The organism is Mucilaginibacter sp. SJ (genome assembly GCF_028993635.1).
In the GTDB taxonomy this organism is placed as follows: domain Bacteria; phylum Bacteroidota; class Bacteroidia; order Sphingobacteriales; family Sphingobacteriaceae; genus Mucilaginibacter.
Map to the genome: position 1 here is coordinate 1,612,667 of NZ_CP118631.1, position 12,630 is coordinate 1,625,296.

Genomic DNA, 12,630 nt, shown 5'->3' on the forward strand with positions numbered 1-12,630 from the left:
ACTTTACTTCTGATTGTCATAATACAAAGCAGCCGCACCAATGATACCGCTGTTTTGCAGTTCCGAGATCTCGATTTTTATACGGTCAAGTGTTTTTGAGTAGGCAAAAGTTTTCACCTGCCGCCACATGGTATCTTTAAAATATTCAAAGGCCTGGCTTACCGATCCGCCTAAAATAATCAGTTCGGGGTCATAGGCGTACATGATCATTTTTATGGCGTTCCCAACATGGGTTCCTAATTCGGCATACAAACCTAATGCCCTCTCTTCGCCGGCCTGCGCATCTTTAAATACCTGTACGCCATCCAATCCGTACACATTGCTAAAGAATGAGCCGCTGCAATAATACTCCAGGATGTTATCGATATAAGGAAAAAGACCTATCTCACCGGCACCGCAATTGTGGCCTGCGTATAGTTTGCCATTGGTGATAATGCCGGTGCCAAGCCCGGTGCCCAGGGTTACGCCAACCATGCTGTCAGTACCTTTTCCCTGTCCAAAATATAACTCGCCTACGGCAAAACAATTGGCGTCATTATTTACATATACCGGCATGCTGTATCGCTCCTGCATCAGTTTTTTCAGGTGCACTTCCTTCCATGAGGGAATATATTGCACGTCATAAACAATACCTTCGGCTACATCAACCACGCTGGGCACGCCTATGCCTATGGCGCTGGCCTTATCGTTTTGCAACAGGGCATCAACAACAGTATAAATATCGTTCAGCACATCTTCTACACTGCCGTCGCTTTTTATCCGTTGCGATACAATATTACCGATGGTGTTATTATTAACAACCGCTCCGCGGATATTGGTAGCACCCAGATCAATACCTATAACTTTTATATTGCTCATTTATTTATTATGCTTTATTATCAAAAATAGTTTTGTTGGTAACCAGCGGCTTAGCCCAAAAGCCGATACTAAGCATGTAGCCGAATGTAATGTACAGGAAAAACATCCCCTGCCTTAACCCAAACAGGCTGCCCAAGCCGCCTATCAAAAGCTGAACCACCGCTCCGCCAATAATACCGGTAACCAGGATCCCGGCAAATGAACCGTGATCTTCAGCTATCGAACTCAACGCCAGCGAGAATATAATGGGATACATTACCGACATAAAGAAGCCAACTATTGAAAATGAGTACAATGATGTTTGAGCGCTGCCGAACAAACCAAGCGTGAGGAAAATGAGTGCCAAAATGGTAAAGATCACCAGCAGCTTGCGGCTATCCATCAATTTAAGTAAAAACAAGCCTAAAATGCCGCCGGCGGTCATCAATCCCCAGAAATAGGCTACCGCGCTGGCACCCGTGGTTTGCGGATCAAACTTGTGGTAAACAAGTAAAAATTGCGACATCCAGTAGGATACGCCCTGCTCGCTGCCCACATAACAAAACAAAGCTACAAAGTAAGCTATAACAACGGGCTTTTTAAAAAGGTCAACGTGGGTTTTCCATGGCCCAGCTTTTTCATCGCTGGCCAGTTCAACCTTCGGAAATTTAGATATCAGCATGATCACCAACATACCTGAACAAATAACCGCAAACAGCCAGTACAGCGAGATCCAGGGCATGGTTGTGGGTACATGCGCCTCAAGCAAAGGGAAAATACCACCTCTGCTGCTCCCCATGTTTTTAACCATGTATGAATAAACCAGCGGACTAACAAATGATGCCCCGCCAAATATGAGCTGTGCCAGTACTGAGGTAAAAGCGTAATTTTCCTCCCCGCCCGATGTGCGGAGCAACGGATTAATCACCACCTGCAGCATGGCCATACCGCAGCCAATTAAAAATAATGATATAATGGCAGTAAGATAATTAGGATAAACAGCCAATAGTAAAGAGCCCAAAAACGCCACTACAAAAGCAGCAACCATAATGGTTTTTTCATTATACTTTTGAACCAGCATGCTCGACGGGATTGACATAACCCCATAGGCAATAAAAAACGCAAAGGGCAATACTCCTGCCATTACATCGCTCAGCTTGAAATCCTTAATAAACTCGGGAGATAACGGCCCGATGATATTGGTTAAAAACGAAATGACAAAAAACGCAAGCATGATCAGCGTTACGATGTAGTAGTTTTTCTTCATCAATCGGAGGGTTATGGTTTTTGGGTTGGTATTAACCTAAATATCGTTAAAAATCCTTTGGCAGAATAATTTTACAAAAACTTATTTAAATTGTTACACTTTCTTTTTAAAATATTTTAAAAAGTTTAAAAGCAATCGATATCAATCTCTTTCGTAATATCCTGTTAACTTAATTCAATCAAAACATTTAGGGTACATGAACGTGTTAATGGAACAAATACCTGCTATATGACCCCAAAAAAAGAGAAAGAGCTTACTTATATCGAAAAAGTATGGCACACTGTTGCTATTGTTGCTTTATTGGTTGTAGTAATACTGATAGCCCGGGTTGCTTTTAACGTACTGCTCATGGTACTTTCAGGCGCACTGATCGCGACTTATTTTCATGGCCTTGGCGACCTGATAGAGCGTAACACCAAAATGCCCAGGCGGTATGCTATGATCATATCTGTAGTTGGTTCATTTTTAATTGTAGCGGGCTTGTTTTATTTGATGGGCACTACCATACAGCACCAGATAGCTTTACTTAAAGATACTCTTCCGCATACGGTTAATAATTTCAAGGCTAAACTGGCTTCAAACCCAACGGGGCAGCAAATACTTGATTATTTTTCGGGCGATAATGATCCCGACAAGGTAGTAGTTACCGTACAACACTTTTTCAGCACCAGCTTTGGCGTACTGGGTGATATTTATATCATCCTGTTCCTGAGCATCTTTTTCACTACCAATCCCGATGTTTATAAAAACGGCATTTTAATGCTTTTGTCTGAGAAGAAAAAACCATTAGGCCAGGATATTATGGACAGGATCAGTCTTTCTTTAAAAGGCTGGCTTAAAGGCATGTTACTCTCCATGGTATTATTAGGCTTGCTGCTTACCACGGGCTTAAGCATTATGGGGATTCCGGCAGCATTGATATTAGCCTTATTTGCAGGCATGTTAAAGATCATCCCTAACCTGGGCTCGGTTATAGCTATGGTACCCGGCGTATTACTTGCACTTACCGTTGGCACAAATACAGCTATTATAGTGGCCCTCATTTATGTTGTATCGCAAACTATAGTGAGCAATATTGTAGTGCCTATAGTACAAAACCATATGATCAACCTGCCACCCGCGCTTACCATCATCAGCCAGGTGGTAATGGGAACACTCTCGGGTGTGCTTGGTATCATATTGGCAGTTCCTATTGTGGCCATCATTGTGATTTTGGTTGATGAATTGTATGTTAAAAAACTTGGCGATGCCGAGGTAATAGCGCATTAAGGGACATGACCTCATCAAAAAAATCGATATATAGTGCACTTATTGCGAACCTGCTCATAGCAATAACCAAATTTATAGCGGGCGTTATAGGCCGAAGCGGGTCTATGATCTCCGAGGGGATTCACTCGGTAGTGGATACCGCTAACGAATTGCTACTATTGCTTGGTCTGCACCGGGCACGCAAAGAGCCCGATAAAACTCACCCTTTTGGCTACGGTAAGGAGCTGTACTTCTGGTCGTTCATTGTATCCATCATGATATTTGGCCTGGGCGGAGGGTTATCCATTTACCAGGGCATATTACATATCCGCGAACCCGAACCCCTTGGCGATCCTACGATGAGTTATATCGTTTTGGGATTATCCGTCATATTTGAAGGCTCGTCGCTCATCATCGCCCTGAGAGAATTTAACGCCATAAGGGGCGATCAAACCTGGTGGGACGCCGTAGTTAAAAGCAAAGACCCTTCAACCTTTTTAGTGATGTTTGAGGATAGTGCAGCCGTTGCAGGCCTTTTTATTGTTGGCATTTGCATGTTCCTGAACCATCGTTACAACATTCCCGTGCTTGACGGTATAGCATCATTATTGGTTGGTTTAATTTTGGTTGGCGTTTCGGCCATATTAGCCCGGGAGAGCAGGAGTTTGCTTATGGGCGAAGGCATTTCATCTGAGTCGCGGACTAAGATAAGCACCCTCGTTGAACAGGACAATGCTGTTTTAAAGGTGATGCACATGCTGTCAACTTATCAATCGCCCGATGAAATTATTTTGATGCTGATAGTAGCTTTTAAAGATGATCTGAATACCGAACAAATCAACGAAGCTATAGGCCGGATCCGGGATTGTATTAAGCAGGAGTTTAGTTTGGTGCGCTTTGTGTTGGTACAACCCGAAACGTTTTCGGCAGAAATTACTGAAACAGGCAATGTACTTTAATTGTATATTAGTTATTGATAACAAACACCTATCTCATGGAAGAACAAAAATTTCATTACGCAACGGTAACCGAAGCTATAACCAAATTAAAAGAACAGGGCTATACCCATGAATTTAGCCTGGAAGGTGATCACCTTAAAGCAGGCGCGGAAAACTTCCCGGTAAAAGAGTTTGAAATAGTCGATCTATACCGCTACGAAGGCCCCTCCGACCCTGCCGACGAGGCTATTGTTTACGCCCTTGCTTCAGCGGAAGGTATTAAAGGCACACTGGTAACGGGTTATGGGATCTCGACAGATGAGGCTACTATCGAAACGCTAAAGAATTTACATTATAAGTATCAGCAGGGCCGGCAATAGTCTGCCCCTTTAATAGTACCAACTTCATTTCCAACGGCCTTAGCTTTAAAGGAAGGCAGCCATCGGGGATAGTAAATTGACCGAAAGAAAAGAGGGATTATTTTAAATACTCTTCGTAATACTTGTTTATCAGCACCTGCTCATGAAACGTCGTTCGGATAATTTCGCGGCCATGCTTGCGGATGTGATCTAATTTTTGCTTTGCAAGGTGAGCTTCGTTCAGCTTTTCGACAATATCGACGGTATCTAATGTACAAACCCAGCCCAGGTTATTTTCACCAACAAAATCGGAAAGACCTACATTTTCGGAAACTAAAACAGCAGTACCCATATGCAGCGATTCAACCACCACATTCGCGAAGTTTTCATTAAAGGAGGTGAGGACACACAGGTCAGACTGGTTAAGCCGTTCAAATTTCTCATCCCGGTTCACCCAGCCTGTCCAGTCAATTTTCGAGGCTATATTTAACTCATTTGCAAGTTGTTTCAATTGCTGTATATATACTTCTTCGCCATCGCCGGCAATAACAAGTTTCAGATTAAAAGAGAGTTTGCTTATAGCAGTAAACAGTTTTTCAAGTCCTTTTTTATGATGAATGCGCGACATAAAAACAACCGTGAAACACTCATTGCGGGGTTCCTTTATTTCGATATCAGGTAATGATAAAATATTGGGTAATACAAAGCCCTGCCAGCCCGGAATCAACTTCCTGCACTCCATATATTCGGATTGGGCGGTAGCGTGCAGCACGCATTTCTTTAAAATTTTACGGCCGCCTAATTTATGGATCAATTTTTTGTAGCTGTTGCTCCCGCTTTCAAATACGTACCCGCTTAGCATGCCGCGGGGCGCCAAAATAACCTTGGCTTTACTGAACAAGGCGAGCCGTGCAGCAATTACGTTTAAAATACTCCACCACGAATGGATATGGATCACATCATAGTGGTTGGCAGTTTTAACAAGCCTGCGCCATAATGCCGGACTAACGTGTGTATGATCACCGGTGATCCGTTTAAAATAAATTACATTAACGCCTTCCACATTTGTTATAGTGCCGGGTATTACATCCAGTTCGGTTTTACCGTTGGCTGTAGTGGTATAAACGTCAACAACATGCCCATTAGCTGCTAATCCCTCGCATAGCCGCGATACAGATTCAGTTGGACCTCCGTAGCCGTAAGCGGGTTTATAAGCAGGTATAATGTGCAGTATTTTCATAAAACATCATTAGCAATATGAGAATGCAAATATGCATCCCGCGGAGGGATTATTTAGCCTGCTGCAATTTTAAACCTAAAATTATCGAGGTATAAACGGAGCAGGCAGATCCCGAAGGAAACCAACGGTACTAACTCATAAAGATTATCTGCGCTGCGCTCCTCCCAGAACGAAGTAAAAATAAAAAATGTTTAACGCTGCAGTTCCATTAAAAATAAGCAGGGTTAAACATTTTTTGTCAGATCTTAATATTTTCAACCGGCAACTTTGGTTTGGACGGGTTTAAAATTAACATCGTATAATACCATGCTATCTTCTATCACCTGATGGCCGTAGCTTACCCCCATCCAGCGTTCAACAGTTACATTTTTGCCTTCCAAAACCTTGTAATCTTTAAAGAAGCACTCAATCTCTTTAATAGTATGTGGCGGCAACTCGCTTAAATCATTTATATAATTAACCGACATATCATTATTGGCAACAGCGATAATTTTATCATCCTGCTGGCCATTATCAATCATATGCATTACCCCAATCACCTTTGCTTCAATAATAGAAATCGGAAAAACATCAACAGAGCATATAACTAAAATGTCAAGCGGATCCTCGTCATCGCAATAGGTTTGAGGGATAAATCCATAATTGGCCGGATACATTACAGAAGAAAAAAGCACGCGGTCTAATTTTAAAAGTCCGGATTCTTTATCAATCTCATATTTAGCTTTTGAGCCCTTGGGAATTTCAATAACGGCGTTTACAACATAGGGAATTTTAGGCCCGGTTGAAACTTCATGCCATGGATGCTGTGTATTCATTGGTAGTAATTCAATATTTTGGTTATTTTTTTATGAAAGTACCAACAATTTACCGATTCGATTAAAATATTTTCATTTTATTTCAATTCACTTTATTACCCAAATGCATCAAAGAGCTTGTTACCGTTCAGTTTCAAGGGTTTACGGCTTTTATAAAAACGCAGGCGGTATGCATGCTTTTGGTACATACCACTACTGCAAACTAACATAATAAACCAGCAATCAATAAACCACAAAGGCAGGCTGCGGGTTTAACTCAGTGATCTGCCAATGTAAAAGTATATGGTTATAAACCATTTTTTATCCATTACCTGTTATTTAATGATCAACAACCAGCCTTTACCTTTTTCAACCGGGATCCTGTCGTTCAGGCCAAATGTTTTGCCCGGCTGATAGCTTTTAATTTCCGGAGCAGTAATAGTTGCTTTTGCCGGGTCAATGCCTAATTTTTTCCAGTCGATATTTAACTGAAAATCAGTATCGGCATCTTCCCAGCTGGCAACGGCCACCATGGCAGCGCCATCTTTTTTGTAAACGGTGGCTATGACTTTGGCTTTGTCGGTTTTTACAGGATTATCGTCAACCCAGTAACCAATCATTTTTGTGCCTTTCATACCGAAATTATCCCAGGCTTTCCAGATCGGGCGCGGATCGGCGCCGTCGCTCCATGGCATACGGTTAGTCATGCCGTAAACCATGCCACGCCATTTATTACCGCCGCCTTGCAGCATCTCACCCATTAAACCAAACGGAATCCCGCTCACTTCAGTCAGGAAGAAATCAGGATCATTTTTTTCATAGTCAAAATACTCACCAAACCATAAACGGTTCAGGTAAGGAAAATGCTCCATATACAGGTTAGCGCTGTTATTGAAACCGTCGCTTTTGTTGTACTGGTTAGCAGAGTGTAAGTCAATAATGCCGGGATGACCATCTTTGGTTAACACACGCTTGATACGTTTCATCGTAACGCGGTCAAAAGCCACATCATCCAGGTAAATACCGTCTATACCCACGTTTTGGGTTAGCCAGTTCATACCTTCCACGTAGTAATTATGCCAGCGGTTCATACCGCTGTTAATAATAGCGGCATCCTTGATTTCAGGTACAAACCAGGCGGCAATATAGTCATCGCCCACATGCTCCTGTAACCAGCTAAAACCTCCACCCTTGCCCGGCGAATATATCTCATGGCCTAAACTGCGCAAGGCAAAAGTTTCATAAGCGTGATTTGATAACTCGCGGATGGTATTGTAAATCTTCACCTTTAACCCGGCAGCATGAGCTGAATCATCATAGGCCTTCATTTTTTTCCAGGCGATGAACGGATAGTTGATAGTTGGATTTATTGCTGTGGCGTGGTGAATGTTGATAAGCGTTGCTCCAGCTTTTTTTATGGTATCAATAGGTTTGTACGCGTGATAAAATCTTGTAGCCCACTGAAAATCGGTATTGATGGTATGGAAAGGCGTTATCAATAAAGTGAAGTTATAATAAAGCTCATCACCTTTTTTCAGGTCGCGCTCGCCGCTGTAATTATTGGCCAATACCGCTTTACCGTCAAATGCCACTTTAATACCACCTTTGTTATCGTTACCCCATGAAGTTGGTAACAACAAAGGCTTTTGCAAATAGAAATTAGTATTCAGCGGACGGACATATTTCTCATCCCTTAATGAATATTGTAAGCCGCCATTCACATTACCTATCCAGGCACCATCCTGATTTTTATGGGCTACATCCCATTTCCATTCAAAGTTTTCGGGGCGGTAACCACCTTTTTGACCAAGGCCCATCATATATTTGGCAAAATCCTTTTTAAAAGGAATGTGCATGGTAATATCTTTCAGGCTAACATCCTGCAAGGCTTTCACCTTTACAGTATAGGCCATAAAGCCGTCAAACTCCAATGAGGCAGTTACATCCATTTGTAAACTATCATTGGCGCTTATTGCCGTCCACTGAATTGTTCCTGCTTCTTTTTTGGTGAACTGTACGCCCTGGCTTTTCAGGTTTATCTTTTTTCCGGCAGCGTTGATAAAATGAAAGTGAATGCCCTCGGTAAGCAGGTTATTAGGCGCTGTGGCGTACTCGGTCATTTCGGGCGTGAAATAAGTCTGGATCTGTTTTGGGAAACCATCCTTATTCACTTCAATCTTGCGGCCTAACAAACTGATGGTGCTGCCGCTGATTTCAAGAGGTGTATATGGTGCAATAACGGTATTTTGTTGTGCCATGGTTGAGTTTAACCAGCCCAGGCGGGTCATTTTATACGGCTCGCTTACACCGCCATCTTTTGAAATTTTTCTATTTACTTTAACCGACAAAGCAATCGTTTTTGCAGGTTTCCCGTTAATACTGATGGTAGCTTTGCCGGTATAAACGGAAGGTAATATGGCTGAAGATACATCTACCCCGCACCATAAGGCCTGGATATCGCCTTTGGCCACGTTCACAACCTTAGTAAGTGGCTTAGCATCATAAGTGGTACCGCCGGTGTTAATACAAAACAGTTCCGAAGCCGAAATGACTTTACCGGTAGCGGATTTCAGGTCGCTGAATGTTACCTGTACATTTTCGATATTTTGCAGCGCGTAAATGCCCAACTGAAATGCAAAGTTTTCGCCTCGCGCAGCTTCACCAGTATATTTATTCTGCGGACCAAGCTCTATCCAGCGTTGCGGCAAATCTTTGGTCATGTGGATGGAGTTCATCCTGTCTTCCGGAAAAACCAAAAATGCCTCTGCTTTATGTTTACTAATCAAAGCTTCAGTTTCTGCTTTAGTAGCTATCACCTCCATAGGGTAAAAACTGTTAAAAGCATCTATCGACTGAAACTCTTTTACCGAAGCTAAAGTAGCCTTACTATTTACAGCATTGAGCCAATCTGCCGAAGCTGTATTTTCGGGTTTTAGATAAACGCCTTTTGGATAATTTGAGCGTCCCTCATTTTTATAAGGCATGTAATACACAAAGTAAGTGCCCTTGCCCGACGTTGGCTCGAAATACAATTCGCCACTTTCGCGGTTTACTGTTCCGATTTTTACGTTGGTAATCTTTTGTCTGGTTTTAGCATCCTGAATAATGATCCGCTTATTTTCGGGCTCATTATCCCTGCGTCTCCAATTGATCACTGCTTTAGCCACTTTACCTGTGCCATTAAAGGTCAACACCACACGATGGTTACCCAATGAATCGGCCAGCCAGCATTTATCGCAATTGGTATAAGGCACTTTTTGTGCCGAAGCAACAAAGCCCGATAAAAGGAAAGTGAGCGCTAAAAATTGTTTTTTCATGAAATAAATTTAGTCAGTCTTTTTAAAAAGTTGTTTTAGGAATTATAATTCCTTTCCCGCCACCGCTCGGCTCCAACCGGGTGGCAACTATTTTACGGCCTCCGGCCGCAGTGTTAAGCAGGCCAGAGGCCTGGAGATAGAGGTCACCCGGCTGGAGCCGAGCGACAGCGTTTTTTATTAAATAGCCGGTGTTATCCCCTGGCCTTCCCAATAATCAATAATAGGTTTATATGGCCCATATTTATGCTGTTGCTCAGAGAAAGGATCTTTAAAGGGCCCTTTATCATAATCAATCGCTTTTTCTTCGTAATGCGGATAATCAACCTCCTTTGTGGTTTTAGGCAACGGGCGTTTATGCTTTTTATCATCATTAACAAATGCGGCGATATCAAGCGCCTGGGCATCGGTCAGGAAAGGTTTACCTTCTGCAGTTTTATCGTAAGGCATGTTGCCTTTTAGCCACTGCGCCAATTTAACCACACGGTGCATGCTTGAACCGGGACGATAAGCCAATAATCCCCAAACCGGCGGATATTCGTAAGTTACATTATCAAAACGCATTTTGCCTTCGCCGTTTTTGGCATGGCAGCGCTCGCAGTTTTGCGCGTATAGCACTTCGCCCCTGTCTGATGATGCCGCAACATCCGGCAGTTCGACTTCCATATTCTTTAACCCTTTGGCAGTTTTAGATATGTTTGACGAATCACTCAGAAATTTCAGGTAAGCCATGATCGAGATCATCTCCTTTCCATCCAAAGGTAAAGGTTTGCCCAAATTAGGGCGCATTACACAATTGTTGATGCGCTCGGCCAAAGACAAAATCCTTCCCTCTCTTGCCCTGTACTGCGGATAATCACGAAACGATCTTACAAGGTTAAAAGCATATGGCCTTGTACCGGCATCTCGATGACAGTTGGTACAATTCATTTTATTGCCGGTATATTGTCCGTTCACACCTTCGGGGCCAATATAGTATGCGGTATGCAACATCAACTCCCTTCCGTACCGCACGGCCGCGCCATATTTGCCACCCGGCATTTTGGTTGTATCTACGGAAACCATGTTATTCACAGCCGCTGAATCAGCTTTATTTGCCTCTTCGGCTTTGCTCCCGGTACATGACACTAACTGGGCAACGCTCGCCAAAGCGACTAACAACATCAGCAAAGCTATATATTGATATTTCTTTTTCATTTTTAATTATTATGGTTTTAAAAATGGATCAAGCTGTTCGTATTTTATAAAACCGGCGCGGTAAGTTGGTACCGATGTTTCCATCGTCCACTGTAATACGCCTTTATTATTTGCCAATACTACAATGTGCCTTTTGGAGCAGCATACCAGTGTTGTGGTATCATTGATCATGTAGGCGCTGCCCATACGGCCGTTAAAAATTTCTTTAGGTAGTTTGATGTGCATGGCAATAGTTGAGGTTCGATTTTTCTCATCAATCTTCATAACATACACACCCGACTGGTGTTTCTCGACCCCGTTATCAAAAAACATCAGGTTGCCCTGTTTATTGATATGAGCTGCGTGGGTCTGGGTAAAGTTGCAGTTGGCAGGCATAGCAACGGTACCACCCTTGCCAAATTTGTAAATCACTTTACCATTATGGGCATCAATCTTCCAGATTTGTCCGTTGTTGTAAAATGACATCAAGTAATTGCCGTCGGTATCGTAACTCAAACTATTGGCATGCATCCAGTCTTTTTTGGTTTTCAGGATTTTTGGATCTTTCAATGGGTCCATTACATCAAACACACTCCATTTATACAGCTGTTTGCCAGTTTTGTCCATCACCATAATACCATCGCCGTTAACTGTATCCTGTTTAGCGCCACCGACTGATGCAAGATCGATGATTCTCTTATCGACAAAAATGGTAACCAGTTGCCCTTTATCATTCTTCAGGATTTCGTGATGAATGGTTTGCTTGAAATCGCCTTGCCCTTTGGTGAGGTGTAGTAGCGTATCGCCAAGCATATTGACCTCCAGTATCTCGCTGCCGTAACTGGTAGGTTCGTCATTTCGGCCTAAAATAGAAAGCAGGGTTTTATCCTTTGTGAAATTGATCACTTTAAAACCCAGCCTGTCAATCATATGGTACCACCTGATTTGCCCTTTGGCATCAACCAAAAACGCCACACCAGGTGCGTAACGCTTGTTGATAAGCATCAATCCATCATTAAACTGCGCAGGCAAGGTAGCTTTCGCGGCAATTTTTGCGTTGAACTGTTCCTGTAAAAACAATGGCAACTCGTGCGATTTAAAAGTATGGGGTTTGCTTACCACCGTATCGCCACCATCTATAGTTACGATATGATATGAGTAGGTCGTATCAGGCAAAATATTGCAAAGTACAAGCTTATATGATGTGCCGTTACTGGTAGTAGTCGACCGGTATTTAACCGGCTGCTTGCCTTCTATCCAGTATTCGGCGTACAGATCAACAGGCTTGCTGGTCATAACATCAAGCTTAATTTTTAGCTCGTTATTATTATACAGGCCTATGTGAATTTCTTTTATCAGATTACCACCAGAGCAACCACAGATGATCGAAATCAACAGCCCCTTCGCTAAAACTTTAAACCAATCCTTCATCACTAATTTTGTAATACCGGTTAAAC

10 protein-coding genes are annotated in these 12,630 nt (G+C 42.6%); 3 read left to right on the plus strand and 7 right to left on the minus strand.

Going from position 1 to position 12,630, the window contains the following annotated elements; genetic code table 11:
• Positions 1-3: 3 nt before the first annotated feature.
• Positions 4-858 (minus strand): ROK family protein, encoded by an 855-nt coding sequence (locus MusilaSJ_RS06400; RefSeq protein WP_274989208.1) that lies wholly within the window; start codon positions 856-858, stop codon positions 4-6.
• Positions 859-865: 7 nt separating this feature from the next.
• Positions 866-2,104 carry an MFS transporter gene (locus MusilaSJ_RS06405; RefSeq protein ID WP_274989209.1) on the minus strand — a complete coding sequence of 413 codons (1,239 nt, stop codon included), beginning with the start codon at positions 2,102-2,104 and terminating at the stop codon, positions 866-868.
• Positions 2,105-2,332: 228 nt separating this feature from the next.
• Between MusilaSJ_RS06405 and MusilaSJ_RS06410 the strand changes: the two genes are divergently transcribed.
• The 3 genes from MusilaSJ_RS06410 to MusilaSJ_RS06420 are packed head-to-tail and all read left to right on the plus strand — an operon-like array spanning position 2,333 to position 4,670.
• Positions 2,333-3,373, plus strand: a complete 1,041-nt coding sequence (locus MusilaSJ_RS06410) for an AI-2E family transporter (RefSeq protein WP_274989210.1) — start codon at positions 2,333-2,335, stop codon at positions 3,371-3,373.
• A gap of 5 nt (positions 3,374-3,378) precedes the next feature.
• Positions 3,379-4,311: a cation diffusion facilitator family transporter gene (locus tag MusilaSJ_RS06415; RefSeq protein ID WP_274989211.1), complete on the plus strand. Its 933-nt coding sequence runs from the start codon at positions 3,379-3,381 to the stop codon at positions 4,309-4,311.
• Positions 4,312-4,346: 35 nt separating this feature from the next.
• On the plus strand, positions 4,347-4,670 hold the full coding sequence (locus MusilaSJ_RS06420) for a hypothetical protein (RefSeq protein WP_188831673.1): 324 nt from the start codon (positions 4,347-4,349) through the stop codon (positions 4,668-4,670).
• Positions 4,671-4,767: 97 nt separating this feature from the next.
• On the opposite strand, the gene MusilaSJ_RS06425 is transcribed toward MusilaSJ_RS06420, so the two are convergent.
• The 5 genes from MusilaSJ_RS06425 to MusilaSJ_RS06445 all read right to left on the minus strand — a co-directional run bounded on the left by MusilaSJ_RS06425 (position 4,768) and on the right by MusilaSJ_RS06445 (position 12,604).
• Positions 4,768-5,889 (minus strand): XrtY-associated glycosyltransferase XYAG1, encoded by a 1,122-nt coding sequence (locus MusilaSJ_RS06425; protein WP_274989212.1) that lies wholly within the window; start codon positions 5,887-5,889, stop codon positions 4,768-4,770.
• Between the two features lie 254 nt (positions 5,890-6,143).
• The gene (locus MusilaSJ_RS06430; protein WP_274989213.1) at positions 6,144-6,704 is read right to left on the minus strand and encodes an inorganic diphosphatase; all 561 of its coding nucleotides are present in this window, start codon (positions 6,702-6,704) and stop codon (positions 6,144-6,146) included.
• Between the two features lie 314 nt (positions 6,705-7,018).
• Positions 7,019-10,000 carry a glycoside hydrolase domain-containing protein gene (locus tag MusilaSJ_RS06435; protein ID WP_274989214.1) on the minus strand — a complete coding sequence of 994 codons (2,982 nt, stop codon included), beginning with the start codon at positions 9,998-10,000 and terminating at the stop codon, positions 7,019-7,021.
• Positions 10,001-10,177: 177 nt separating this feature from the next.
• On the minus strand, positions 10,178-11,194 hold the full coding sequence (locus tag MusilaSJ_RS06440) for a c-type cytochrome (RefSeq protein ID WP_274989215.1): 1,017 nt from the start codon (positions 11,192-11,194) through the stop codon (positions 10,178-10,180).
• A 9-nt stretch (positions 11,195-11,203) separates the two neighbouring features.
• Positions 11,204-12,604 (minus strand): aryl-sulfate sulfotransferase, encoded by a 1,401-nt coding sequence (locus MusilaSJ_RS06445; protein ID WP_274989216.1) that lies wholly within the window; start codon positions 12,602-12,604, stop codon positions 11,204-11,206.
• Positions 12,605-12,630: the final 26 nt, after the last annotated feature.